Genomic DNA, 26,822 nt, shown 5'->3' with positions numbered 1-26,822 from the left:
ATTTCGACAGGAACTTTGGCGCTTCCTGCACGAATACGGGGGCTACATTGGCGGTTTTCTATTTACTTTTCCATTTATTTCTAGGTATTATATAATTCAATCGACAGATACTATGAGTGTAAAGGGTCTGTAATGGTCGAGCCAAGATTGGTGTCGGATATCTTCTGGTGTTCGGCATCAGTCGGCCAAAGATTGGCGTCGGGTCGAAAGGCTCGGCGTTAGTCGGCGGGAAGACTGGCATGGGTCTTGAAAGGCTGTACGGTAGCCCAACTGTTGCCGTGTGGTCCCAAGGGATCTATGTTGGTCGAGCTAAGACTGCTATGGGTTGTGAATCATACGGGTCGTTTGCAGTCGAGAGATTGCAGGCGGTTCAGTAGCTATCTGTGGTAGTCGAGCAAAGGTTTGCATCGGTTGTGTAATGCTTGTGGGTAGGCGAAAGTCTGCGTATAGGTATGTAATGATCGGTGTAGGCTGTAGCGTAGATTGTTGCAGGCTCTTTACTCTAACGAATTTTTTAATCCACTCAACAATTGAGTGGATTTTGAATTTCATAAGAAGTCCCCAATCGACAAATATTAGATTGTCGGCAAAGTGCATTTCAATGTGAGGGATCCATGGACAATACAGCTTTAAATTTGGCACGAATCCAGTTTGGGATCACGCTGACATATCATTTTTGGTTTGTTGCCCTTACCCTTGGACTTTCTATCCTAATCGCATTAATAGAAGCTCATTACGTCCGAACTGGAGACAAAAGCAGTAAGGTAATGGCAAAATTCTGGGGCAAGCTGTTTTTGGTTAACTATGCTGTTGGGATAGCGACTGGTCTGGTTAACGAGTTTCAGTTCGGGATGAATTGGTCGGAGTTGTCAAAATTCGTAGGAAGTATGTTCGGGTCTTCATTAGCGTTTGAAGCCTTAACTGCTTTTTTCGTGGAATCTGTTGCGATCGGAATATGGGTGTATGGTTGGGATAAGATTTCTAAACGTGCTCATCTTGCCGCTATCTGCCTTATAGCGGTAGCCAGCAATTATTCAGCGTTCTGGATTTTGTCAGCCAATTCTTTCATGCAACATCCTGTGGGCTATATAATTAATAATGGGCGGGTGGAGCTAAACGACTTAGCTGCGTTAATCACAAATCGATATCTTTTTTACCAGTATTTCCATAGCATTCTATCTGGTTTGGTGGTAGCCGGGTATTTTGTTATGGCTGTTAGCGCCTATTACCTTCTCCGTAAGAATCATCTAAGCAGATTCAAGCGCTCTTTCAAATTAGGGCTAGTGTGCGCAATGATAGCCACGAGCCTCGTGGTTTTTACTGGGCATTTTTACAATCAGTATCTCGCCAACATTCAACCGATGAAAATGGCAGCATCGGAGGCCTTGTGGGAAACAGCCACTCCAGCCCCTTTTGTTGTCTTCGCCATCATTGATGAGGATAAGCGAAGGAATATGTATCAATTGGCACTACCATCAGGACTCTCCGTGTTGGCTTATAATAGTCTTAATACTCCTGTGAAAGGAATCAATAACTTACAAGCTGAGTATGAAGGTCAATATGGCCCAGGGTATTATATACCCCCAGTGACAATATTGTTTTGGAGTTTTCGGGCCATGGTAAGTATCGGTTTTTTTCTGGTTCTGCTGGCTTCATTAAATTGTTGGTATTGGCGAAAAAAGCAAATTGAAGATTGTCCAACCTTATTAAAAGTTACTATGTGGAGCCTGCCGTTACCCTATTTGGCAATCACTTTGGGCTGGACAATGACGGAAATGGGCAGACAGCCTTGGATTGTGTATGGCCTATTGCTAACTGAGAAAGGTGTTTCAAAAATTGTTCCCGCGGCGAGTGTATGGGTCTCTTTGATTACGTTTTCAACGGTCTATGCCTGTATTGCCTTGGCTGCTGTTTATGTTGCTCGCAAAATAATCCTTGAGGGCCCTGACAACTAGGTTAAGCAAGATTCTGATAGGGGTAATAATGGACTTAAACACGATATGTTTTCTAATGTTTGGCTTTCTATTCATTGGTTATTTGGTGTTAGAAGGTTTTGATTATGGCGTTGGTATGATTCTCCCCTTCCTCGGGAAATCAGATACAGAGCGTCAGGCAATTATTAATACGCTGGCCCCAGTATGGGAAGGAAACGAGGTATGGTTAATAGCCGCCGGTGCAGTGTTATTTGCTGGTTTTCCTCAGGTCTACGCCACGCTGTTCAGCGGGTTATACCTTGCGCTGCTCTTAATAGTATCTTCGCTTATTTTTCGGGGAGTTGCTTTTGAGTTTCGCAATAAGGATATCAACCATAATTGGCGGAAATTTTGGGAATGGGCAATTTTCTTTGGTGGAGTTATACCTGCATTGCTCTGGGGAATTGCCGTTACCAACCTTTTAACCGGGTTGCCGATAAACGGCGAAATGCAATATAGCGGCACTTTTTGGGATTTGTTAAATCCATATACGTTGTTCGGTGGATTGGCTTTTGTTTTTGCGTTCTTATTGCATGGAGCGGTTTATCTCACGCTAAGATTGGATCAACAGTTAATTCTACGGACAAGAAAGATGGGGCTTATCACAGGCAAATACGCGATGTATATAGTTGTAGTCTTCGCTATTCTAACATTTGTATATACGGATTTGACATCGAAACCAATAGCAAGCGGGATATTGGTAGCATCTGTGTTGACATTGATCCTTTGTTATCGTTGCCTAAGGGATAGGGAATATACTAAGAGTTTTGTTTGCAGTACTGTTGCTATTTTTTCTATGATTGCCGCTATGTTTGTCGGACTGTTTCCCAGGTTTATTGTTTCCAGTTTAGATCCGAATTGGAGTCTTACTATTTACAACTCCGCTTCAAACCCTTTGACCTTAAAGATCATGACAGTGACTATGGCAATAGTTTTGCCTGTTGTGCTTGTGTTCGAAGGTTGGAAATACTATATCTTTAGGCAGAGGATATGTGTAACTGAAATAGGCTTCAAGTCACGGATAAAACTATGGGAGCAATTACATGATAAATTAGAAGAGCTAAATAAATATTATCGCATTACTACCATCGTTCTAGAAAAAGCAAAAAGTACCGTAGAAAGAGGAGGCAGCATACAATTAGATGAAATGAAACACGGTAGTGTGACTAGGCAAATCTTTGAATTTAAGGCTTTAATACAGCGTGGTCGTCAGCTAATGTACATTATTGCCGAGAAGATAAAAATCTTAAGGAAATCTTGAAATCATTTATTATCAATTTAGCTAATCTAGTTAAGACGGCCAATTATTATTGACAAGAATGCTAAGATAGGATAAAATCAATTCGATGATTATCGAATTTTGATATAGTTAACAGCGGAGATGTAAAACATGGATACAAAAAAAATGGCAAAGATATTTAAAGCTCTTTCAAATCCCAATCGGTTAGAATTATATTTAAAGATTGCCGAGGCGCATGAAGCTAGTTTTGAAACTGGCGGAGAATGTTCTGTCGCAGACATTATGAGTTGCCTAAGCATCGGTGCCCCAACCATTTCGCATCATATAAAAGAATTGGCGAACGCAGATTTGATTGCCACTGAAAAAAGGGGAAAATTTTTAATCTGCAGGGTAAATGAAAAATTGGTTACTGAAGTCAGTAAGCTGCTAACGCTGCAGCAATCGCCTGAATAGACCTTTTTTTCTTCTACATTTCGACAATTATTAAACTATAATAGCGTCGTTGTAATGATATTTTAAGGAGAAATACAAATGAAAACCTTTTATTTTACGGCCACAGGCAATAGTTTGTATGTTGCAAAAAGAATTGGCGGAGAACTACACTCGATTCCTCAGCTGCTGAGGGAAGAGAAGAGTGAATTTGAAGATGAAGTAATTGGGTTTGTATTTCCCTGTTATGGATTTGGAATCCCAAGGATCGTAACCGACTTTATCCAAAAGTCGAAATTTAAGGCTAAATACTTCTTTGCAATCATGACTTATGGTAATAAGGCAGCATCCGGGTTAAAAAACATAGAGGAAATTGGGAGCAAAACTGGTATTCAATTCAACTATACAAATGAAATACTAATGATTGATAACTATCTACCTTTATTTAAGGTAGAAGACCAGCTAAAAAAAGAGAGCTCGAAACAAATTGAAGAAAGACTGGACCAAATAGTAGGTAATATCAAAAGCAGACAAGAAAAGCTGATAAGAAAAGGACTTCTTTCGGATATGTTCTCTAAGCCTATCCATAATTTCTCAGCTAAATATCATCAAGATGATGGGGATAAGCGGTTTATTATTCAGGACAAATGTAACAGTTGTAAAGTATGTGAGCAGGTTTGTCCTGTCAGTAATATTAAAGTTGGAATAAAACCAAAGTTTCTGCATAAATGTGAATGTTGTTTTGCATGTATACATCATTGCCCTCAAAATGCCATACACTTGAAAGCAGAGAGAAGCTCAGCTAGATTCATTAACCAGAATGTAAAACTAAAGGAAATCATTAATGCAAATAATTAGAGCAATTTCTAGGTGCGGGATAGAGAGTAGAGGGATAATGTATGAAAAGCAAGTTTATTAATCAAATTCCTACGCCGATGGGTATGGACGTAAAGAAGCTAGCTACCACGCTAAAAGACTTTGTAAAAGGAAATCCCCAAGGAAGGCCAGATAGGTCTATTCCAGTGGAGCCTTTAGATACTAGCAGCTTGCTAGGTAAGGAACAAACAAGGATTATATGGTTTGGTCACTCTACTGTACTACTAGAAATGGAAGGAAAAAGAGTATTATTAGACCCGACGTTTGCTAGAACTCCTTCCCCCTTTCCTCTTTTTGGCGGTAAACGTTATAGCGAAACACTACCGATAGAGCTAGAGGACTTGCCGCCCATTGATATTGTTCTTTTATCTCACGATCATTATGACCATTTGGATTATGGTTCAATTACCAAGCTAAAGGCCAAAGTCAGTCAGTTCTATGTTCCCCTTGGCGTTGGGAGTCATTTAGCGAGATGGGGTATTGCAAAAGAGAAGATAAAAGAACATGATTGGTGGAATGAATCGGAAATTGGGGGACTACGACTAGTCGCTGCACCAGCCAGACATTTTTCCGGTAGAGGTCTATTCGATCGTAACACAACCCTGTGGTGTTCATGGGTAATTGAAGGAAAGCATTCAAAGGTATATTTTAGTGGTGATAGCGGCTATGGTCCTCATTTCAAAGAAATAGGAGAAAAGTACGGACCTTTTGATTTGACGTTAATGGAGTGTGGTCAATATAATGAGCGGTGGTCTACGATTCATATGATGCCGGAAGAAACAGTACAGGCTCATCTTGATGTAAAAGGTAATCTTCTAATCCCCATACATTGGGCTGCCTTTTCTTTGGCGTTGCATGACTGGACAGAGCCTATTGAACGAATAACCAAAAGGGCAAAAGAAGGCAACACACCTGTTTCTACGCCGAAAATAGGGGAAGCTGTTGTCGCTGGTGCTGCTGAGTACCCCAAATCTATTTGGTGGAAATAAACGATCACTAAGGCGGTTTTGGACATCCGAAAATTTTAATGGCGAGGTGTGATGATTTTGTTGTACAGAAAGTTTGGTAAGACAAATGAAATGGTCTCAGTTTTAGGATTTGGCTGCATGAGGCTGCCGATTATTGCCAATGATCCAACAAATATTGATGAGGACAAAGCAATTAACATGATTCGGTATGCCATTGATTCAGGCGTAAATTATGTGGATACTGCTTACCCCTATCACGGCACCGGTTTTACTCAAGGCGGAGCAAGCGAACCTTTTGTTGCTAAAGCCTTAAGGGATGGTTATAGAAAGCGAATCATGCTAGCGACCAAGCTCCCCAGTTGGCTGATCAAAACTAGAACCGATATGGAAAAATACTTAAATGAACAATTAGAACGCCTTGAGACAGATGTGATTGATTTTTACCTAGTACATTCATTAAATAAAGGCGTTTGGCCTGTATTAAAAGAAGCTGGCATTAGCGAATTTTTAGATCAAGCGATTAAAGATGGAAGAATCAAATACGCTGGATTTTCTTTTCATGATGAGAGCGGGCTCTTTAAGGAAATTGTAGATTATTATGACTGGTCATTTTGCCAAATTCAATATAATTATTTGGACGAAGATTATCAGGCAGGCAAGGAAGGCCTGGAGTATGCTGCCAAAAAAGGTTTGGGTATTGCGATTATGGAGCCTCTACGCGGCGGTAATATTGTCAATCTGCCCACGGCAGCAAATACTTTACTTGATCAAGCTGAGGTAAAGCGAACTCCGGCGGAATTGGCTTTACGATGGGTATGGAATCATCCGGAAGTATCTGTTGTATTAAGCGGTATGACTACTATGGAGCAGGCGACGGAAAACATAAAAGTGGCCCAAGAGGCACAGGCTAATTCACTAACGGCAAACGAAGTAGGAATTGTTGAAGAAATAAAAAACCTTTTTAAAGAAAGAATAAAAGTGAATTGTACAGCATGTGCGTACTGCATGCCTTGTCCTGCAGGAATTAATATTCCGTTTTGCTTTTCAACATATAATGACTATTGGGTTTTTGACGGCACTCCCTCAGCAAAGCAACGGTATGAGATTTTAACTAAGTTTGCAGCTCCAGCGTCCAAGTGTGTAGAATGTGGCAAATGCGAAGAGCATTGTCCGCAAGGCATTGCAATTCGTGAAGAATTAAAGAATGTTAATGAATTATTTGAATGAGAACAACTATTTGGCAAAATACAACTAAGTCCTGTAAATAGCTAATGCCGCCAACATTGTCGTTGGCGGCATTAGCTATTTACTTCCATATCCAAAAGCCATGTTTTGTTCGCTTAACTTCTTCAGGGTGGTTTTTGAGAATCTTTAAATATTCACGCCTGTTTATGTGCGTCATAGACACCCTCCTTTTTGAGTCTCTATGACAGCATGTGTCTGTTTTAATTAAAATATACTCCGGCAAAAGTTGCACTTTGTTTGTTAGAAGCTTCGGATTGTTATCTTTTGCAGGAGTTTAGTAGTTAAATGGCAAATATTACAATATTTACAATTCTAATTGAAGAATTCTTTATCCTAGGCGAAAGCTATGTTCCCTCTTTCAAAGTCTGTTAGAAGATCTAGTAGTTCGTATATTTTTAAACCATAATCGGAGGATGATTTATGCGTATTGAACTGCCTAAAGAAACTGCCTTGCTCATAATTGACGTACAAAAAGCCATAGATCAGCCAGAATGGTCTAAGTATGGAAAGCGGAATAATCTTAACGCTGAAACTAATATGTCATTAATCTTAAGTAAATGGCGACAGTCAGGGCGCACGATAATTCACGTAAAGCACGAATCAAAGGAACCTAATTCAACGTATCGGCCGGGTTTTGTTGGATGTGAGTTTAAAGAATGTGTCACACCAATAGAAGGTGAACTAATAATTATTAAGCATGCCCATAGTGCATTTATAGGAACAAACTTAGAGGCAATACTTAATGAGCAAAAAATTTCATGCTTGGTGATTTTTGGAGTAATAACCAACAACTCGGTGGAGACCACTGTCAGAATGGCTGGAAACTTAGGATTTAATACATATCTAGTAGAAGATGCAACATTTACGTTTGCTAAGCCGGATTATCGTGGCCATATTTATAGTGCCGAAGAGGTGCATGCGATGTCATTGGCCAATATGAATAATGAATATTGTAAAATTATTACTGCGAGTGAACTGGAAAAGGTATTATGAGATAAAAAAAGCAATAATCTACAATACGTTATCCCTAAAGATAAAGATAATATAATTAAAATTCCAATTTAAAAATGGAAAGGGGTAATGTATAGTGACTACTGGTATTTTAGAAGCGATTCAAGAAGAAATGGTTTTTGGTACCTCTGATGAGATAAAAGTGAGGGACTTAACATGGTATGATCATCCTACATTTTTAGGGGTTTCATTAAAACATCTCATCACGGCAAAAAATACCGACGGAAAATTTAGTAGCCATTTGGTACGCGTGAATAGTGGATGTGAAATTGGTAAACACATTCATGAGGGTAAATGGGAATTGCACGAGGTAATAAAAGGTCATGGGAGATGTATTATTGAAAGCAAAGAGGTCAATTATCGTGCTGGTGTCGCTGCAGTAATTCCTCCTGACATTCCCCATATCGTAAAAGCTGGAGAAGAAGATCTCTACATTTTGGCAAAGTTTATTCCAGCATTAGTATAATGGTTTTCAATAATATTAAAGTCGATCGCTAATCGTCGGTCGGCTTTAATACTGTGTAAAGGTGGAAAGAATGCCAATGAAACAACTGTCTGGAAGAATTCATTTCTATGATTTCAGGAAAACTTTTGGACTAGAGCTTATACGTGGAAGACATGTTAGGCATAATTTCTCTCGCCATACTCACAGGACTTTATGCATCGGGGTAGTGGAACTAGGAGTTCGCTTTATTTTATGCCGTGGAGAACGGTATGAAGTAATACCTGGTCAGGTATTTGTCATACCCCCGGATGAGGCGCATTCCTGTGGATCAGGAGGAGAACCACATACATATCATCTGTTTCTGATTACGTCAGATCTACTGAACATGATACTACCAAAAAATGAAAAGGATAGTTATATAATTAAGAACTTAGTTTTCGATGATAGAAGGCAGTTTGCGCAATTGCTAAACCTTTATACTGTATTAACGAGTACCGAGACGAGCTTTTGCAAACAATCCGCATTAATCTCTACGATAGGTGAAGTAGTTGAATATTGCGCGGATATTGCCGAAGATTTAAGGATAAGTAATAATCAGTATGACAGCGTTAAGCGTGCTCAAAATTTCATTGAAACCCATTATGAAGATAGCTTTTCGCTAGGTGATATTGCAAGATCTGCCTATCTTAGTCCCTATTATCTGATTCGTGTTTTTAACCAAGTAATTGGGATTCCCCCACATATATATCAGCAGCAAGTTCGTATACGACATGCTAAGGGAATGTTAGCCCATGGTATTTCGATAAGCGAAGTAGCATTTAAAACTGGTTTTTCAGATCAGAGTCATTTTTCAAATACATTTAAAAAATTAGTTGGTATAACGCCGGGGGAATTTATAAAGTCTATTTAAAAGCTTGATCGACTGTTTCAATAAAAGCATGTAACGCAGGTGAAAGCCACTTGCTTTTGTGATAGATAAGCTGCGTCATATATTGTGGAAGCGGCAGATGGTTTGTCGCTGCAGCCAGCTGGTTATTTTGAAGTTCTTTTTCAACAGTAAAACGAGGGAGTAGTGAAATACCTAAGCCCAGCATAACCAACTGCTTAATAGATTCAATACTATTTACTTCCATGCTAGCGCGAGGAGTGATATAGGAATCATCAAGAATTCGCTCAAGCGTTGCCCGATAGCTGCAACCTGGTTCGGTCAAAATAAGGCATGTTTCACTCAGCGCTTGGGGTGAAATTATCTGTTTAGCAAAAGGATGATCCGGGGCGGTAATAAAAACCATTGGTTCAAGTGACAAGGTTTTCACTATAAAGTCAGGATCTTCCACTTTACGGTTAATTATTAGGGCAATATCCAGCTCGTTGTTACGAATACAGTCGCGAATTTTACTGCAATTCTCAAACTTTAGAACGAGTTCTACGTTAGCGTAATCATGACGATAAGTCTGTAATAAAGTTGGAATCTTATAAGTGCTGAGTGACTCACTTGTTCCGAGGATTATTGTTCCATGAGGCGTATTTGCGGGTTTGACTGCTTCTTTCGCCTCATCAGTAAGTTTAATGATTTTTTCCGCATAAGTTTTAAAAGTTCTGCCTTCAGAAGTTAGATTGATTTTATGTCCCAGACGGTCGAAGAGTTTAATACCCAGGTAACCTTCCAGGTTTTTTATCTGCGTAGTTACAGTAGATTGCGTATACCCGAGATGAGTGGCAGCTTGAATAAAGCTGCCCATTTTTGCAATGCTGAGGAAGGTTCTTAACTGGCGTAAATCCATGATTATTCTCCTTGCAAATTCGAAAAAATTGAATGTTTCATTTGAAATATTCAATTTTACGCTAATGTAATCTATATGATACTATGAAATCATAAATATTTCCAGAAATTAAGGGAAGGTGGGAAACGGCTGTGAAAAAAGTATTGCTTTTACTGGCTAACGGCTTTGAAGCTTATGAAGCCAGTGTTTTTACAGATGTATTAGGATGGAACGAATATGAAGGAGATGGAACTACTCAAATAGTGACTTGTGGAATGCACAAGCAGCTAAAGAGCACTTGGGGATTTACCGTCATTCCCGAGATACAAGTAAATACTGTGGACGTATCGAATTATGTTGCCTTAGCGATTCCCGGTGGATTTGAGGAGGCTGGTTTCTATCAAGATGCCTATCACGAGGAATTTCTCTCCTTGATTCGTCAGTTTGATGAAGCCGGAAAATATATAGCGACAATCTGTGTAGGGGCGTTGCCTGTAGGTAAGAGTGGAGTTCTCACAAGGCGAAAGGGGACTACCTATCATCTTAATAATCAGTTACGGCAAAAGCAATTGGCTTCGTATGGAGTAGACATAGTGAATCAACCAGTAGTTGTTGATGGAAATATTATTACTTCTTCTTGCCCAGCCACGGCGTTGGATGTAGCTTTCATTTTACTTGAGCGGCTAACATCAGTAGAAAACTGCCAGCGTGTAAAGTCCCTTATGGGATTCCAAGACATTGAATGACTCAGGCTGGCAAAAACGCAATACCCCCTATAAGTAGGATTTTTTAAGGTTGAAATAGAGTAAATGCTGGAGGGATAAGCATGGCGCAACAATTGAATGTAGGTATTCTATTGTTTAATGAAGTGGAGGTACTGGATTTTGCAGGGCCGTTTGAAGTATTCTCTATAACGACATCACTCAGTAAACTGGATAGGCCTTTTGCCGTACATATTATTTCGCAAACAGGAGAAATGGTGAGTGCCCGAAATGGTTTAATGGTAAAACCTAGCTATAGTATTGCTGATGCGCCTGCATTGGATATATTAATTATTCCAGGCGGGTATGGTGCTGAGGAAATAGAAATACATAATGAAATAATCATTGATTGGATAAGAAAACAATCAACTAAAGTAAAACTGCTCGCATCGGTTTGCACAGGTGCTTTTCTTCTGGCAAAAGCAGGACTGCTTGATGGTAAAAAAGCGACTACACACTGGATGGATATTGAACGACTAGCAAGGGAGTATCCTCAAATTGATATTCAGCAGGGGCAAAAATATGTAGATGAAGGATCAATCATTACTGCCGCTGGAATTTCTGCTGGTCTTGATATGTCATTTCACATCATAAAAAAACTTTTGGGTCCTGAGATTGCCAGAGCTACGGCCAAACGTATGGAGTACGATATAGTGATCGCTGAGTAAAACTGCTATTCAGAGTACGTGCCTCAAGTAAATTGCCTATCAAATTGATAATATGAACTATTTTATCGCCATGTAGTTGACATTTCAACTACATGGCGATAAAATTTAAGTAGTTGAAATATCAACTACTTAAATAATGCGTAAAATATTGAGCAGGATTAAAAAGAGTTAAAATCATACAGAGAAGAGCTCTAATAAGTTAGGGGAAAGGTCAACAAGGAGGCGTACAAAAATGAAAAAAATTAGTATACGGGAATTTTCTCAGGAGTATCAAAATGATGTTATTGATTTAATTCTCAATATTCAACGAAATGAGTTTGATATTCCTATAAGCAGAGAAGATCAACCAGATTTAGGTGATATCCCCAACTTTTATCAATCAGGCTGTGGGAATTTTTGGATAGCACTTTATAATAACCAGGTTGTTGGAACAAGTGCACTGATAGATATTGGAAATCATCAAGGGGCTTTAAGAAAAATGTTTGTGAAAGCTGATTATAGAGGGAGAAGCTATAATACAGCAGATTTGTTGCTATCAGAATTAATGTCATGGGCCAGTGAGCATAACATGCATGAAATTTACCTGGGAACCACCGAAAAATTCTTAGCTGCACATCGCTTTTATGAGAAAAATCGGTTTGCTCTAATATCTAGTGAGTTATTACCAAATACATTTCCAATTATGAAAGTGGATACAAGATTTTATAAGATTACGCTTAAACAGCAATCAGTGTGATTATTTACCCCAACAACTATAGAGACTTTCAAGTGATTTGGTATAATTTTTCCCTGGCAAGCCGGTAATGAATTGGCAATCCGGACTTTTGCAGGCATGCTCACCACTGCAATATTTCGTAAGTAGTTCGCTGGTCTGCTCCTTTCCTTGATCGGAGAGGGTATATGCTGAAATTTGCTGAGCTACTTCTTTATTTGTAAACGAGCAATGGATAATTCTATTAATTGTAATTGTTTCTCGCATTCTCAATTTCCTCCCAAAACTTCGGTATATTCTAAGAATATACCGAATAATCGTGTTGAGAGATAGACAAATTATGTTAAAAGATTATTAATTTTTCGTTACCATGCACTTAAATTTAATATTGAGAAATGTAATTTGATCGTTTAGCCGGAGAAGTAGCTATCCAGCTTTTTGATGTATTCGGACTTGGTCATTAGAGGGCGATAGGACTTTATGATGGAGTTTGCTTCTTGCGCATTGTTTGTGAGCAGATCGATGACTGTCATTGCCATGAGTTTTGCAGGTAGGACGCAGGCTGCAAAGTAGTCTACAGCTTTGAAATCCCGTGTGTGCAGCGCACCTGCTACCCCGCCAATATAAGGGTGAATGGTTGGCATGAGGTGGGACACATCCCCCATGTCGGTGGAGGCGCCGAAGTGCCCGGAATATTTAACATTCTCTTTTGATACCATTTGCAAGGCGTTGGCGATAAACAGGTTATTGAAGGATTCGGGGCAATTTAGTGGCAGGTAGCCGGGCAGGGTTTTAATAACTGTCTGTGCTCCAATGGCATCGCCACCAGCTCGGAATGCCCGATCTACCTTAAGGTGCGTAGCGTCGATGGCGTTCATGGTTTTAGCTCTTACGTATGTTTCCAGCCGTACATCGGCTGGTACGCTGTTTACCAGGTCACCGCCCTTGGTGATGATAGGGTGTACGCGCACAATATCACCGTCCCGGAAAGTCTCCCGCAGGGCGTGAACCCCCATGAGGCCAAGCATGGCAGCATTGAGCGCATTAATGCCTTGGTCTGGGGCTTCGGCCGCGTGTGCTTCTTTGCCAATATACTGAATGGTTTTGCCGATAAAACCATTGCTTGATTCACCCATTACTACTGTAGGCTCAGGTGATTCCTTAGCAGAGTGAATCATCATTGCCATATTAATATCATCAAAGGCGCCGCGATAGATCAGCTCTTGCTTGCCGCCGAGGTAATGGATTTTTCCTTCTTCGCGAAGTTTCATCCTATAGGCAATCTCGACATATTCTTCGGCAGGCACGGCCATAAAGGCTACGTTTCCCGTAAGGTGCGGGCTGATACCGCTCAGTTTCAGGCCCAGTGCCGCACCCAGCATAGCACCAAGCTGGAGATGGTGCCCGCAGGCATGCGCTGCCCCGGTTGTTGGGTCGGCAGAGGGGCTATCGGGACATAACACTGCATCCAATTCCCCTACTATGGCAACAGTAGGACCGTTGCTCTTTTCCTTTAAGGTCGCTTTTACACCTGTGATGGCTAATCCGTCCTGGTATTGTAAGCCAATTTCATCAAAGAAATCCTTCACTGATTGAGAAGTGACATATTCTTTGTAGCCCAACTCCGGATGCTGTGCAACCGTTTGTGCTAGACTGATGATTTTTTCACTATGTTCGTCAATAATTTTGCATACTGCACTTTTTAAATCCATTGTTTGCATAAATAACTCCTAATTTGTTTTTTATCTATTTTACCATAGGTTACCTATAATATGGTATAATGTGTGTTATATTTCACTAACAAAGGAGGAGTTACAATCTTGGCTATCTTAAAGAACTGGAAAATTCATATTGTGGCACTCATTATTGTCGTGGTTTGTGAGTGGATTGGTACGAAAAAGGTGCCGCTGGGCCCAGGGGTACTATTATTCCTGCCAATGCTGTATGCAATGATTATTGGTGGTATTCTGAGTGTTCCTCGTTTGAAGTTAATTAAAGTCGAGGAAATGAACCTGGCTTCGACTATTTTAAGCATAACCACACTTATGCTTGTTACTAAACTTGGAACGGTAATCGGCCCGCAGGTTGTAAAGGTCGTACAATCTGGACTTGCTTTATCGTTGCAGGAGCTGGGACATTTCCTGGGGACCGTTATCCTTGGTCTGCCAATTGCGATCGCACTGGGAATGGGGCGTGAAGCTATTGGCGCAACATTTTCCATTGACCGAGAACCTAATATTGCCATTATCGGGGAAAAATATGGGATAAGCTCTCCTGAAGGGCGCGGGGTAATGTCTGTTTACATATGTGGTACGTTATTCGGCGCAGTATGGCTGGGATTATTAGCAGGCTATCTTGCTGCTTTAAAAGTATTCCACCCGTATGCATTAGCCATGGGAGCCGGAGTTGGTTCAGGCAGCATGATGGCGGCAGCCTCTGGTGCGATTAAATCTGTTTTCCCTGATAAGGCCAATGAGATTTTAATGTATGCCGGGGCCTCAAATCTTTTAACGACCATTATCGGCATCTATTTTTCACTCTTTATATCCCTGCCGCTTACCGAGAAACTTTATGGTGTACTTAAGCCTATTATCGGGCGAAAAGACAGTACGAAGGAGGTAAGCCAATAATGAGTATCCGAGACATGTTCATTGCCTTTACCTTGATGGGGATTATGACAATAGCAGGTAATACTATTGGTTATAAGATGCCGGTCGGAGAGGCTGCTATTGGTTATATAATCATGCTGGTAATTACGTTGCTGGGTGCTGGGCTTACCCGTGTGATACCCCTTAAGCTGCCGATGGTGTTTTGGGTATCCATAGTGGCGCTTGTTGCTACAGCCCCAATTTCGCCAATTGCCGCGACGATTACTTCATATACCTCTAAGGTTGATTTTCTTGCTATTTGTACGCCAATTCTAGCTTATGCTGGTTTATCTATCGGCAAGGATATAGAGGCCTTCAAGCAGATGTCTTGGCGAATTATTGTGGTGGCATTGGCTGTTTATACAGGTACGTTCTTGTTTGCCACTCTCATTGCGGAGATTGTGTTGCGTTTTGAGGGCATAATTTAAAGTCATATTATATGGTCTGATTTCTAAATGAAAACCAGCCGCAACCTTGTGCAAGGGCGGCTGGTTTTTGCTGCATCTGGCCATAGGCTGCATGGTCCAAGTGAACAAAAAATGTTAAAGTCTATATCAACTCTAATTTGGCCATCTTACGGTACATAGTAGTGCGACCTATTCCTAGTTTTCGGGCTGCAGCAGCGATATTTCCATTAGTATCTTTTAATGTCTGAATAATCCGTTTTCTCTCGAGGGCGGCAGTTTGCAGCGATATTTCATTTTCAAGACTAGCGCTTGATCTTTGAAACTTAGTTTTGTATTCATTAGGTAGGTCTTCTATGGTTAACGTTGATGCTCCTGTCGATAAGGCTATCATATTCTCGATACAGTTTTCTAACTGTCGTACATTGCCTGGCCATTGATTATTAACTAAATGGTGAAATAACTCTGGGCTGATATCCATTCTTGGCAATCCGAATTTATTACAGAATTTTTCGATAAAATAGGGTACTAGATCCCAAATATCCTCAATTCGTTCTCTAAGTGGGGGGATTTCTATAAAAATGACTTTTAGACGATAATATAAATCTAACCGAAATTTTCCTTGATCTACCATCCGGCGTAAATCCTGATTAGTTGCAGCAATAACACGGGCATCCATTACCCGGCACTTATCATCACCAATACGATAGAATTCTTTTTGTTGAAGGACTCTTAACAGTGACGCCTGAACGTGAAACGGCATATCACCGATTTCATCTAAAAATATTGTCCCAGCACTCGCTAGCTCAAATTTCCCCGGCTGTCCACCCCTCTTTGCCCCCGTAAATGCGCCGTCAGCATAACCAAAGAGTTCGCTTTCTACCAGGTTGTTGGGAATTGCCGCACAGTTTAATGTTATAAAAGACTTTTCCTTTCGAATACTGGAGTTATGGATAGTCCTAGCGACAATTTCCTTGCCTGTACCACTTTCCCCTTGGATGAGAACGGTTGAGTCTGTCCGAGCTGCGCGCGTAGCGATATCAAGGATAGAATGAGTTTTTGGGCTGCGTCCATGCCATTGATTGTTTTCACATTCTACTATGTGATTAAACGAAATCGGTACATAGAAATTTTGTGGTTCTGTCTTCCTTAAACCGTCGTTATCAACATGTACTGAGCCACGCAGCAAGATTTTACCTAAAACATCTAGATCTCCCTTGGCAAGATTAAATCTTGCTTTCATTTCAGCGATTTGGAGGCTTTGTTCAATCATAGTTGCTCCAATGGTCGTTAACTCCATTAAATGTTTATGCTTAGCACCGGCCTCGCCAGAGATGTTAAGTACTCCCATTAAGTTTCCGTCACTGGAGCTAATAGGAGAAGCCCAACAATCTAAAAAGCTAACAGGCAGCGAATAGTGCGTCCAGCCAGGAATCGCTAAAGGAGTTTGCTCGATGAGTACAGTACCTATCCCATTTGTACCCTTTAAATTTTCCCGCCAGTTAACGCCGGGGGATAAAAATATTTTTTCAGTTTTGTTAACAAATGAGGGATCTCCAAGGGTTTCCAGAATGTATCCTTCATTGTTACTGAGCATGATTTGATAATTACTTCTACGCAATAAACTTAATATATGCTGCAGGATTGGCTTAGCGGCATTAATTAGTGTTTCATTTCTTTCTAATAACTCTTTCAGTCTGCTCGATTGCAAAATATCATCTTGAAAGATCTGTTCATGATTGATATTTAGTCCCCGGCATCTTTTCCAAGATTGGAAGATAGGCGGCGGGACTTTATCTATTACTCTGGTATCATTTCCATGAATAAAACTGTTTAATAGGCTAGCCATAATTCACCTCCAGCAAAAAGTACACGATACGTGTATCACTAATGGTACATTAGTCCAAGCAAACCGCTCCTTGCTTGGTACATATTTCCATATAGATTTATAATATTCCTTTTTTGAATACTGCTTATTTTTGAGTTTGTTGATGAATAAGCCATCTACGTAGTATTATTTTTAAAATCTAATTTTGGCACAATGCTTGCATTATTAATAGTCCAGTAAATCAAAATGGGCTTAGCCCTAAGGAGGTTTTATATTTATGGCTATTGGTGAGCAAGTCTATGGTTATTTTATTCCTACCGTGAGCCTAATGGGCGTAGGAGCACACAAGCAGATTCCAGCACAAGTGAAAACTCTTGGCGGTACAAGTGTATTCCTAGTTACGGATGCTTACCTAGGCCGCCCTGGTGGGATGGCCGATGATATTAAGGCAATGCTGGAAGCGGATGGTATTAAGGTTGCAGTTTTTGCAGGAGCAGAACCCAATCCTACTGACAAAAACGTTCATGATGGTTTAACGGAATACCAGGAAAGCGGATGTGATACCATATTAACCCTGGGCGGTGGCAGTGCCCACGATTGTGGTAAGGGAATTGGCTTATTGGCTACCAATGGAGGAAACATTCGTGACTTTGAAGGTCTTGATAAATCTAAGAAGCCGATGCCGCCGTTTATCGCCGTAAACACCACCGCCGGTACTGCTTCTGAGATGACTCGATTTGCTGTTATTACCAATACTTCTAACCATGTAAAAATGGCTATTGCTGACTGGCATACTACTCCAAATGTTGCGATTAATGATCCTTTACTGATGGTTGGTATGCCGCCAGCTCTTACTGCTGCTACCGGCATGGATGCATTAACTCATGCCGTTGAAGCGTATGTTTCCATTGCCGCTACACCAGTTACTGATTCGGCGGCTCTAATGGCCATTAAACTTATAGCTACTAATTTACGAAATGCAGTAGCCAATGGGCAGAATATGGAAGCCCGTGACAAAATGGCTTATGCTGAATATTTAGCTGGAATGGCATTTAACAACGCGGGTTTGGGATATGTGCATGCTATGGCTCACCAACTAGGCGGTTTATACAACCTGCCGCACGGTGTGTGCAATGCTATTTTACTGCCTCATGTTGAAATATTTAATATTATTGCTTGTCCAGAGCGTTTTGTTGATATTGCCGTAGCAATGGGGGAAAATATACAAGGTTTGTCTGTCCGTGATGCTGCTGATAAAGCTATAGCGGCTATTAAAAAATTATCCGCTGATATTGGTATACCTTCCGGCCTTACTCAATTAAAGGTTAACGAAAAAGATTTCGAGGTTATGGCCGGTAACGCAATGAAAGATATTTGCAGCCTATTTAATCCACGTACTGCTACTCTTGATGATATAATTGGTATCTATAAGGCAGCTATGTAAAACAGTGGTTGAATGATGTAACTGGATTTATATCGATTCATGCTAAAATGATTGATTGCTATTAATGTATCCCCGCAAGGTTTGAAAAACCGCAGACGCTTCGTCTACGGTTTTTTAATGTGTGAAACCGCGGATGTTAACAATCGGTTAAAGTACTGTTAAGTCATTTGAATTGTAAGGGAAAAAATGCTAAAGTGAAATTACAAATTGAGGAATTAGATTAGGGTTGTAGGTGTGACAATTTTAGAATCGGCAAACTTATCGAAAGGTAAGGACGCAAAGCTATGGGTCTAAGGGCAAAAAGCCTATGATTGCCAGGTTGCCGTTTGGTACTAACAGCCAAACGCCTCATAAACCAGCTATGGGGCTGGTTTTATTATTTCTAAAACATATCCATGCCTAATTCTTTAGTTACTAGGAGGGTCAACAAGCCTATGAAAAAAAATATTATTATTTTACTCATGCTCGTTAGTGGTATTCCGTTACTGGTATCAACCTTCATTTCCCATTCTCTGTTTGCTAAACCGCTGGAGGCTGATTATTATGCGATTAATGCCAGCAAAGTTGAAGTTTTTAAAACGGAGACTCAATCCTACATTAATAGGCACATGGAGATTATTAAAGCGGTTTCCCGCACCGCTGCTGTAAAGAACTTGGATTTGCCAGCTACTAAACAACTACTTGCCGACTTTAAAAAGACCTATTCTAATATTGATATGGTTGTTTCTAATACAAAGGGTAGTCAAATTGTTAGAGGCGATGATGCCAAATTGGTCAACGTATCTAGTCGGTTTTTTTATCAGGAAGCGATGAAAGGCACAGACGAGGTTATTTCCGAAGTCCTCATCAGTTCGAGAGATGGGCAGCCAGTTGTGGTATTAGCTACACCTATACGTGCAGACAATGGAACCGTTATCGGGGTATTACAAGCAAATCTGTATCTTAACATCTTTAAAGACTTTGTCGTTAACCGCTCAACTAATGGAGTTACCGCGTACATATTGGATCAAGACGGAAAAATAATCGTTCACCCTACTGCCCAGGTAGCAGGAGAACGTACAGATATGAGTAAGCTATCCTTTATCCAAAACGCGCTGAAGGGTCAAAGCGGTTCTGAAGAAATCGCAGGGGAAAATGGTGTTCGCAAACTAGCCAGTTATGTATATGATCCCAAAACACGCTGGATTATTTGTATGGAAAAGAATTATGAAGAGTATGATGCAGTCAGCAAAGGGATGCTGCTCACCAATCTAATGGTTTTGGTTATCACGATAATAGTGGTCATTTTTGTCAGTATAGTTGTCTCCAACCGAATAACCAAACCCATCACTCAATTAGTAAGTGCGACAGAAACCCTGAAAAACGGTAATCTCAATATAAAAATAACAAATCAGAGTAATGATGAAATCGGTAAATTGGCACAAAACTTCGATGCAATGGTTAATGGGCTAAAAGCCTTGCTCAAGAACGTGTCAGTTTCCACCCAAGTAGTTTCGGCAGCAGCTCAGCAGCTAACCGCGAGTGCCGAACAATCGGCTGCTACTGCTGAACAAGTGACAACCGCAATTACCGACATCTCAGAAAGCGCTGAAAAACAAGTAACTACTGCCAATGATACCACCGGGATTGTGACTCAGATCGTTGCCGACATTCAGCAAATTGTTTCCGACTCTAGTACTGTTGTTGCGGTATCAGTGGAGACTGCCCAGTTGGCTGCAAATGGCGGAAAATCGATAGAAAATGCCGTTGCTCAAATGCAAAGTATCGAAACCAGTGTTGAAAATTCGGCGGCAGTGGTGACGAAACTGGGAGAGCGTTCCACCGAAATTGGTCAAATTATTGATACTATCTCCGGTATTGCCAGCCAAACTAATTTGTTGGCCTTAAATGCAGCAATAGAAGCAGCTCGTGCTGGCGAACAAGGACGCGGTTTTGCCGTAGTGGCCGATGAAGTGCGAAAGCTGGCCGAACAGTCAGGAAATGCTACTAAACAAATTGCCTTCCTCATTGGTGAAATACAGGCAGATACCAATAAAGCGGTTGTGGCCATGAACCAGGGCAATGACGAGGTCAAACGGGGAACCAATATAGTTAGTGAGGCTGGACAGACATTTGCTGAGATTATTGCCATGACTAATCAGGTATCAGACCAAATTCGAGTTATTTCATCCTCTATAGAGCATATGGCATTGAATAGCGAAAAAATCGTGGCTGCGATCAAAGATATTGATAATATGAGTAAAAACAACGCCAATCAGACTATGCAGGTATCAGCAGCCACCCAAGAGCAAGTTGCATCTATAGACGAGATAAGAAAGGCCAGCCAATCATTAGTGGAAACAGCGGATGAGCTACAAAATGCGATTAATAAATTCTCCTTATAACATTTTTTTCAGAGAGTAAACTTGTCGAAAGAAGGTCGTATAATTTCCAGGTTGCGGGTCGGTATTAACTAAGAAACCCGGTAGTGAGTAGGAAACAATTAATCAGAATGGAGCGATGAGTATGTCAAATGTAGGAATGCGTATTTTTCTTAATATTAATCGACCGCCCAAAGTTCTAATTGATGGTTTTGCAGGGATACCGGTAGCGAATATAGCAGACAGCATGAATCGCATGTCATGCATGAATGCAAAACTTCGCCCAGTTAACGACGTGCCTTTACTTGGACCGGCTTTTACCGTTAAGTCACGTCCTGGTGATAATCTTTTGCTTCACAAAGCAATTGATATTGCGCAACCTGGCGATATTGTAGTAGTAGATGCCCAAGGTGACTTAACTAACTCCATTATGGGAGAATTGATGGCTTTATGGGCAAAGAAACGAGGTATCGGCGGTTTTATTATCGACGGTGCTATCCGTGATCTTGGAGCATTAAAAAAAATGGGGATGCCTATCTATGCGGCAGGAGTTACCCCAGCCGGACCTTATAAAGACGGACCAGGGGAAATCAATGTTCCCATCGCTTGTGGCGGAGTCGTGGTTCATCCCGGAGATATAGTGGTCGGCGACGAGGATGGTATTGTAGTCTTAAGCCCGCGAGATGCCGAAAGTTTGTTGGAAAAAGCGAAAGCTAAATCTCAAGCTGAGAGTAAAATAGTGGAAGATATAGCGAACGTGGCGTGGGATCGAACGTGGATTGACCCAGCTCTTGCAGAACGGGGAGTCGAAATTATAAATGAGAGACGGTTTTCCTCACGGGCTGATGTTAATGTGCCTGTGAGAATTATACCCAAAGACTCAGAGCAGCATAGTGATGCCATTGCGATGAAGAGTCAAGGGGGATTGTAATTTGAATACTGATACAAAGATGATCAAGGCGGATTGTTTGCGCGACTATTGCTGCCAACTATTCAAACAGGTCGGTGTGCCAGAGGCTGAAGCTTATATCAATGCCGATAGTTTAGTGGATGCCGATTTGAAGGGTATCGACTCACATGGGGTAAGCCGTATGGCGATATACCTAAAAAGACTGCGTTTGAGAATCGTTAATCCAGCCGTTCAATTAAAAGTAATAACGGAAAGCCAGGGGACTGCCGTGTATGATGCTTGTAATAGTATGGGTGCTGCAGCTGCCTGCAAAGTGATGGAAGCAGCCATTGATAAAGCTCGTAAAACTGGTGTTTCCTTTATCACTGTGTGCAACTCTAACCACTATTCGGCAGCTGCTTACTTTGCTGAGATGGCGTTAGAGCATGATATGATTGGTTTTACTGCCAGTAATGGTCCGGCTCGTATTGCCCCTTGGGGTGGTACTGAGCCATTGTTTGGTACGAGCCCCTTTGCTTACGCCATTCCGGCAGGTAAAGAGCTCCCGATTATTGCCGATATGGCAAGCAGTGTAGTCGCTAGAGGCAAAATTATTATGGCTGCAAAAAAAGAGCAGCAAATACCTTTAGGATGGGCACGGAATAAGTTTGGAGAAGATACCACCAATGCCCAAGATGCCTTGGAAGGATCAGTATTACCTTTTGGCGGGCCGAAAGGATACGCAATTGCAACGATGATTGAAGTGCTAACCGGTATATTAGCAGGCTCCTGCTTTACAACTGCAATTAAAGATCTATATGCGGATTTTGATAATCCGACTTGTACGAGTCACTATTTTGGCGCCATTAGCCTTGAAGCTTTTGGGCCGGTACAGGAATTTAAAGATACCATGGACCAATTTATCGTAAGTGTAAAAAATAACCCCAAAGCTAAAGGCGTCGAGGAAATCCTTCTCCCCGGTGAAAGGGGATTGAATATGAAGAAGATGAGGCTGCAAGAGGGAATTCCTCTGCCACGAATTACTTTAGACAGTTTGAAATATGAAGGCGAGGTATGCGGCATACCCTATGACCTTGAATAAGATTTACTGATGGCAAGTCTCCAAGCCGGCTAGTAATGTCAGTACGGTGAAAAAGCACGTATTGGGGGGAATGATTGTGAAATTGGAGTTTGCTGCTGTTAACGAATGGTTAGGGAAGAAGATGTTTTTGCTGGTCTTGGTGGCGCTTGTGATGGGGTGTTTACTGAGAGTGCCAGATAGCCCGCTTGTTCGCGTTCTTCTTGTTGCATTGTTTGCCTACATGACTTTTGTTACTTCGCTGGGTACCGGCTTCAAGAGCTTTATTCAGGTGCTTGGAAGACCATGGGTTCCACTATGGGCTTTGATACTTATCCATCTTGTGACTCCGTTAATAGCCTACTCATTGGGGAACTTATTTTTCGCGAACATGCCCGAAACGAAACTAGGGTTGCTGATAGGTGCCGCCATTCCCGTGGGCGTCACATCTGTAATCTGGACAGCTCTTACTCAGGGTAATATACCCATTTGTCTCGTAGCTGTTACGCTTGATACGCTTATCGTTCCGGTGCTTTTGCCACTTTACTATAAACTGATAGTGGATCAGTCGATCATTATCAATTATGCATCCTTGCTTATCCAGCTTATTTTGATGGTGACGATTCCGAGCATAGCAGGAATGTTATTTTATGATTGGACTGGCGGCAAAGCAGCCGGTTTTTCTAGAGGCATCGGGGGAGTGAGTTCTAAAGTAGCCTTGTTTATTGTAATACTCTTAAACGCATCACTCGTAGCCCCAAACGTTAGCTGGTCAGTAGAAATAGTACAAATGATGGCCGTTGTGTTGCTGATGGTAGCAGCCGGCTACGTGCTGGGATATGTTGGTTCGTTATGTATACCTAACAGCTCACGTGATATTATGCTGGCGATGATCTATAGTGTCGGTATGCGCAATATTAGTTGCGGGCTTGTCATAGCAATTACTTACTTCCCGCCGGCGGTAGCAATCCCCATTACCTTGTGTATGCTATTCCAACAGCCGATTGCGGCGGTGATTCCTAATCTTTTTAAATACTTTGATGAAAGAAAGTTAAGATTTGAAGAGAGACGGCAACGCCATCAAAGAACTATTTATAATTCTTAGTCGATTGTATTATCCCTTAGATACCAAAGATTCACAGGATATTATCATCCAGGTAGTGGATTTTAGTTGACATTTCAACTAAAAAACCATATATTATAATTAGTTGAAATTGAAACTAATTATAATATATGGGGGAATAATTATTAGCAAATTAAAAAATAAGGTTCTCCGGGAAGTTGGGGCGCTTGCACGTTGCATTCAGTCAATTAGCGATATTAAATTTCGAGAAATAAAATTACAAAGAGGCCAATTCATATTTTTGACCCGTATTTGCGAATATCCGGGTATCAATCTGATCGATCTCTCCAACATTCTTAAAGTGGACAAAACAACAACCACCAAAGCGGTACAAAAGTTGATGGATGAGGGATATGTGCTGAGAGAACGTAGTGATGAGGATAAAAGAATGTGGCACCTTTTTCCTTCAGCCAAAGCTCAGAATGTTTATTCCTACCTGATAGAAGAAGAAAATCGAAATATTGAATGCTGTTTTACTGGATTTAGTCCAGAGGACAGAGAGACTGTTTTGAAGTTGCTAAAGCGAATGCGTGAAAATATTGAACAGGATTGGAAAGAATTTTGAAGTATTAGCGTTAGCTGATACTTTTTTGTTTTTTGTAGCGAATTGTGCAGCGAGAATAGATCGGATATCTTTTGGACTTCTACCAGTAAATTAATTGGATATTTACTTTTTTGGGCTTAATCTATATGATCAAAGGTAAATATTACAAAATGAAAGGAAGTTAGGTTTATGCAAATACAAGACGTACCTTTTTGTACAATTGAGTGGGATAAGATTACCCCAACAGAGCATTCCGGAATAAATGGAGTAGCCTACTGGCGCACATTCGAAATGGGGAATATTCGCGTGAGAATGGTAGAATATACACCGGGATATTTAGCCGACCACTGGTGTAATAGGGGACATGTTTTACTAGTCTTAGAGGGCGTATTAATTACGGAGCTTGACGACGGGAGAAAATTCACTTTAACTCCAGGCACTAGTTACCAAGTTGCGGATGAAGCTAATCCGCACAGGTCATATACTGAAACAGGGGCTAAGCTTTTTATTGTGGATTAGGTAAGAGGATCCTCGGAAAGGAGAACGGAACGACTAAGCCGCTTTACTAATATGGTGTTACGTTCCAGAAGTCTGACAAATGGTTAATAATGAGAAGAAACCGATAAATATAATCTATGGACTTCATGATAACATACCGAATAAAGTAGCAATTCCGCTTGTTATCCAACAAATAGTGGTATTGTCAATGGATTTGGTGCTGCCCGTTTTGATCATAAGTATGACGGGCGGGTCGCGAGAAGTAGCCCGAAATTTTGTAAGTATAATGATGATAGGGATTGGAATTGGGACGTTATTGCAAGTCTTACGTAAAGGTGCGATGGGATCAGGATATTTTTGCGCTGAGGAAACTGGATTTTTGTATTACCAGGCTTCTGCTTTGGCTGTGCAGACAGGTGGCTTGGCATTATTATGTGGTATGACCACTATTGCTGGTTTCTTTCAGGTGCTGCTTAGTAAAATAATCCCGCGCATAAGGTTTTTATTTCCTACAGAGGTGGCAGGATTAATGGTGGCAATGACCGGGATCGCCGGTATTGCTCCCGGGGTTTCGGCGATATTTGGCATTGATGATATAAAAACTACAATAGATACTACATCAATGTTGATTGGAATCATAACCTTGGCGATCATGGTTTCATTAAACGTATGGGGAAAATCTTCTATGCGACAATACTCTATATTTATCGGCATAGTAATGGGGTATATACTGTCTTCCTTATTCGGAATTTTAAAAGTAGATGATATTGGACAATTAGTTGCTACGCCATTTGTCGCTGTTCCTTCCATTCGCATGGAGTGGTCTTTTGATGAGCGATTAGTATTGCCTTTTTTCATCGCAGTTATTTGCTCCACTCTGAAAACAATGGGTAATTTAGCAATATGCCAAAAGACAAATAACGCAAATTGGAAACGCGTTGATATAAAAAATGTTGGGAATGGCATCTTTGCTGAAGGAATTGGAACATCATTTTGTGGAATTATTGGCTGTATGGGACTGAACAGTAGTTCAAGCAGTGTGGGGTTATCTATTGTAAACGGGGTTACTAGTCGCTATTTGGCGTACCTTGTAAGCGGTGTGTTTATTGCGATGGCTTTTTTTCCGAAAGCTGCTGCTTTATTGGCTATCATGCCTGCACCCGTTATGGGAGCAGTGCTGCTAATAAATCTTGGATACTTTATTATTGAAGGGTTTCAAATAGTTGCTTCACGTATGCTCGATGATAGGAAAATATTTGTAGTTGGTTTATCACTGGTTTTGGGATTGAGTGTAGACTTACTGCCCAGCATATATGCTCAATTTCCGGTGCAGCTCCAGCCTTTATTCAAATCCTCCCTTGCAGTGGTTTCCCTTACTGCTATTTCTTTAAATCTGTTATTCCGTATCGGCATAAAACAGAAAAGTACTATTGAACTAACATTAGGAACGGATTCGACAGAAAAAGTGATAAATTTCATGGAAGGCAGTGGAGCGGCTTGGGGAGCGCGAAGTGAGGTTATACACCGGGCTTCATCCGCAATTATAGAGTTCTTCGAGACAGCCCTTGGATTAGAGCTGGTTAGAGACGGAAAGGTAAAACTAGAAGTCAGTTTCGATGAATATAATTTAGCTGTCAAAGTTGTATATAACGGAGCTTTGATGGAATTTCCTGAGAAACGTCCAACAGATGAGGAACTGCTTAATGACGACAGTGCACTCGTAAGATTATCGGGGTTTCTGATGCGTAAGTATTCAAACAGGATAGATTCTTGTATTTTGGGTGAGAGTTGCATTGTGCAATTTCATTTTGAACACTGATCTGCCATGAAACGAGTTTAACAAAGTAGAACCATAGCTAAATCTTAGGGTTAGCTATGGTTCTATTAATTTTCAAAGGATTGACTTCACGATAAT

At 40.9% G+C, this 26,822-nt stretch carries 27 protein-coding genes and 1 riboswitch; of the genes, 23 read left to right on the top strand and 4 right to left on the bottom strand.

What is annotated here, in order from left to right; translation table 11 throughout:
* Nucleotides 1-167 precede the first annotated feature (167 nt).
* From B9A22_RS25990 to B9A22_RS05455, 10 genes are all read left to right on the top strand, one after another.
* On the top strand, nucleotides 168-377 hold the full coding sequence (locus B9A22_RS25990; protein WP_245823827.1) for a hypothetical protein: 210 nt from the start codon (nucleotides 168-170) through the stop codon (nucleotides 375-377).
* Nucleotides 378-614: 237 nt separating this feature from the next.
* Nucleotides 615-1,955: a cytochrome ubiquinol oxidase subunit I gene (locus B9A22_RS05495; RefSeq protein ID WP_084574712.1), complete on the top strand. Its 1,341-nt coding sequence runs from the start codon at nucleotides 615-617 to the stop codon at nucleotides 1,953-1,955.
* Between the two features lie 28 nt (nucleotides 1,956-1,983).
* The gene (gene cydB, locus B9A22_RS05490) at nucleotides 1,984-3,234 is read left to right on the top strand and encodes a cytochrome d ubiquinol oxidase subunit II (protein WP_084574711.1); all 1,251 of its coding nucleotides are present in this window, start codon (nucleotides 1,984-1,986) and stop codon (nucleotides 3,232-3,234) included.
* Nucleotides 3,235-3,363: 129 nt separating this feature from the next.
* On the top strand, nucleotides 3,364-3,666 hold the full coding sequence (locus tag B9A22_RS05485; protein WP_084574710.1) for an ArsR/SmtB family transcription factor: 303 nt from the start codon (nucleotides 3,364-3,366) through the stop codon (nucleotides 3,664-3,666).
* 78 nt (nucleotides 3,667-3,744) lie between these two features.
* Complete coding sequence (locus B9A22_RS05480; RefSeq protein ID WP_084574709.1) at nucleotides 3,745-4,500, top strand: EFR1 family ferrodoxin; 756 nt, start codon at nucleotides 3,745-3,747, stop codon at nucleotides 4,498-4,500.
* Nucleotides 4,501-4,541: 41 nt separating this feature from the next.
* Entirely contained in the window at nucleotides 4,542-5,507 is a 966-nt protein-coding gene (locus B9A22_RS05475) for an MBL fold metallo-hydrolase (protein WP_084574708.1), read from the top strand.
* Nucleotides 5,508-5,558: 51 nt separating this feature from the next.
* Nucleotides 5,559-6,713 (top strand): aldo/keto reductase, encoded by a 1,155-nt coding sequence (locus B9A22_RS05470; protein WP_245823824.1) that lies wholly within the window; start codon nucleotides 5,559-5,561, stop codon nucleotides 6,711-6,713.
* 438 nt (nucleotides 6,714-7,151) lie between these two features.
* Entirely contained in the window at nucleotides 7,152-7,724 is a 573-nt protein-coding gene (locus B9A22_RS05465) for a cysteine hydrolase family protein (protein WP_084574707.1), read from the top strand.
* A gap of 94 nt (nucleotides 7,725-7,818) precedes the next feature.
* The gene (locus B9A22_RS05460) at nucleotides 7,819-8,208 is read left to right on the top strand and encodes a cupin domain-containing protein (RefSeq protein WP_217805883.1); all 390 of its coding nucleotides are present in this window, start codon (nucleotides 7,819-7,821) and stop codon (nucleotides 8,206-8,208) included.
* A gap of 76 nt (nucleotides 8,209-8,284) precedes the next feature.
* Nucleotides 8,285-9,097: an AraC family transcriptional regulator gene (locus B9A22_RS05455; protein WP_176215408.1), complete on the top strand. Its 813-nt coding sequence runs from the start codon at nucleotides 8,285-8,287 to the stop codon at nucleotides 9,095-9,097.
* Here the strand turns inward: B9A22_RS05455 and B9A22_RS05450 are convergent.
* Entirely contained in the window at nucleotides 9,090-9,971 is an 882-nt protein-coding gene (locus B9A22_RS05450) for a LysR family transcriptional regulator (protein ID WP_084574705.1), read from the bottom strand. The genes B9A22_RS05455 and B9A22_RS05450 overlap by 8 nt on opposite strands.
* A 131-nt stretch (nucleotides 9,972-10,102) precedes the next feature.
* On the opposite strand from B9A22_RS05450, the gene B9A22_RS05445 reads away from it, so the two are divergent.
* The 3 genes from B9A22_RS05445 (at nucleotide 10,103) to B9A22_RS05435 (ending at nucleotide 12,115) form a co-directional block, all read left to right on the top strand.
* A complete protein-coding gene (locus B9A22_RS05445) occupies nucleotides 10,103-10,696 on the top strand; it encodes a DJ-1/PfpI family protein (protein ID WP_084574704.1) in 594 nt (197 codons plus the stop codon).
* An 80-nt stretch (nucleotides 10,697-10,776) separates the two neighbouring features.
* Nucleotides 10,777-11,379 (top strand): DJ-1/PfpI family protein, encoded by a 603-nt coding sequence (locus B9A22_RS05440; protein WP_084574703.1) that lies wholly within the window; start codon nucleotides 10,777-10,779, stop codon nucleotides 11,377-11,379.
* A 232-nt stretch (nucleotides 11,380-11,611) separates the two neighbouring features.
* The gene (locus tag B9A22_RS05435) at nucleotides 11,612-12,115 is read left to right on the top strand and encodes a GNAT family N-acetyltransferase (protein ID WP_084574702.1); all 504 of its coding nucleotides are present in this window, start codon (nucleotides 11,612-11,614) and stop codon (nucleotides 12,113-12,115) included.
* On the opposite strand, the gene B9A22_RS05430 is transcribed toward B9A22_RS05435, so the two are convergent.
* Both B9A22_RS05430 and B9A22_RS05425 read right to left on the bottom strand, forming a co-directional pair.
* Nucleotides 12,116-12,358: a hypothetical protein gene (locus B9A22_RS05430; RefSeq protein WP_084574701.1), complete on the bottom strand. Its 243-nt coding sequence runs from the start codon at nucleotides 12,356-12,358 to the stop codon at nucleotides 12,116-12,118.
* A 143-nt stretch (nucleotides 12,359-12,501) separates the two neighbouring features.
* Nucleotides 12,502-13,812, bottom strand: a complete 1,311-nt coding sequence (locus tag B9A22_RS05425) for an amidohydrolase (protein ID WP_084574700.1) — start codon at nucleotides 13,810-13,812, stop codon at nucleotides 12,502-12,504.
* Between the two features lie 99 nt (nucleotides 13,813-13,911).
* Here B9A22_RS05425 and B9A22_RS05420 point away from each other — a divergent pair, with 99 nt between their 5' ends.
* Together B9A22_RS05420 and B9A22_RS05415 are read left to right on the top strand one after the other, a co-directional pair.
* A complete protein-coding gene (locus B9A22_RS05420) occupies nucleotides 13,912-14,721 on the top strand; it encodes a DUF3100 domain-containing protein (RefSeq protein WP_084574699.1) in 810 nt (269 codons plus the stop codon).
* Entirely contained in the window at nucleotides 14,721-15,167 is a 447-nt protein-coding gene (locus B9A22_RS05415; RefSeq protein WP_084574698.1) for a hypothetical protein, read from the top strand. The genes B9A22_RS05420 and B9A22_RS05415 overlap by 1 nt, the downstream gene beginning before the upstream one ends.
* Nucleotides 15,168-15,288: 121 nt before the next feature.
* Here the strand turns inward: B9A22_RS05415 and B9A22_RS05410 are convergent, their stop codons facing one another.
* Nucleotides 15,289-16,992 (bottom strand): sigma-54-dependent Fis family transcriptional regulator, encoded by a 1,704-nt coding sequence (locus B9A22_RS05410; RefSeq protein WP_084574697.1) that lies wholly within the window; start codon nucleotides 16,990-16,992, stop codon nucleotides 15,289-15,291.
* A 256-nt stretch (nucleotides 16,993-17,248) separates the two neighbouring features.
* On the opposite strand from B9A22_RS05410, the gene B9A22_RS05405 reads away from it, so the two are divergent.
* The 8 genes from B9A22_RS05405 (at nucleotide 17,249) to B9A22_RS05370 (ending at nucleotide 26,726) form a co-directional block, all read left to right on the top strand.
* Nucleotides 17,249-18,415, top strand: a complete 1,167-nt coding sequence (locus B9A22_RS05405; RefSeq protein WP_084574696.1) for an iron-containing alcohol dehydrogenase — start codon at nucleotides 17,249-17,251, stop codon at nucleotides 18,413-18,415.
* 241 nt (nucleotides 18,416-18,656) lie between these two features.
* A riboswitch (cyclic di-GMP riboswitch) is annotated at nucleotides 18,657-18,742 on the top strand.
* A 107-nt stretch (nucleotides 18,743-18,849) separates the two neighbouring features.
* Nucleotides 18,850-20,799: a methyl-accepting chemotaxis protein gene (locus tag B9A22_RS05400; protein ID WP_176215407.1), complete on the top strand. Its 1,950-nt coding sequence runs from the start codon at nucleotides 18,850-18,852 to the stop codon at nucleotides 20,797-20,799.
* 121 nt (nucleotides 20,800-20,920) lie between these two features.
* Nucleotides 20,921-21,706 carry an RraA family protein gene (locus B9A22_RS05395; protein ID WP_084574694.1) on the top strand — a complete coding sequence of 262 codons (786 nt, stop codon included), beginning with the start codon at nucleotides 20,921-20,923 and terminating at the stop codon, nucleotides 21,704-21,706.
* 1 nt (nucleotide 21,707) lies between these two features.
* Nucleotides 21,708-22,766, top strand: coding sequence for an Ldh family oxidoreductase (locus tag B9A22_RS05390; RefSeq protein WP_084574693.1), 1,059 nt, complete (start codon nucleotides 21,708-21,710; stop codon nucleotides 22,764-22,766).
* Nucleotides 22,767-22,836: 70 nt separating this feature from the next.
* Nucleotides 22,837-23,847, top strand: coding sequence for a bile acid:sodium symporter family protein (locus tag B9A22_RS05385; RefSeq protein WP_139796190.1), 1,011 nt, complete (start codon nucleotides 22,837-22,839; stop codon nucleotides 23,845-23,847).
* A 109-nt stretch (nucleotides 23,848-23,956) separates the two neighbouring features.
* Nucleotides 23,957-24,430, top strand: coding sequence for a MarR family winged helix-turn-helix transcriptional regulator (locus tag B9A22_RS05380; protein ID WP_245823822.1), 474 nt, complete (start codon nucleotides 23,957-23,959; stop codon nucleotides 24,428-24,430).
* Nucleotides 24,431-24,598: 168 nt separating this feature from the next.
* The gene (locus B9A22_RS05375) at nucleotides 24,599-24,928 is read left to right on the top strand and encodes a DHCW motif cupin fold protein (protein ID WP_084574691.1); all 330 of its coding nucleotides are present in this window, start codon (nucleotides 24,599-24,601) and stop codon (nucleotides 24,926-24,928) included.
* Between the two features lie 79 nt (nucleotides 24,929-25,007).
* Nucleotides 25,008-26,726 (top strand): uracil-xanthine permease family protein, encoded by a 1,719-nt coding sequence (locus B9A22_RS05370; protein ID WP_084574690.1) that lies wholly within the window; start codon nucleotides 25,008-25,010, stop codon nucleotides 26,724-26,726.
* The last annotated feature ends 96 nt before the right edge of the window (nucleotides 26,727-26,822 follow it).

Origin of the sequence: Sporomusa malonica, assembly GCF_900176355.1 — a bacterium.
GTDB lineage: Bacteria > Bacillota > Negativicutes > Sporomusales > Sporomusaceae > Sporomusa > Sporomusa malonica.
This window is presented reverse-complemented; position numbering and strand designations above follow the sequence as displayed.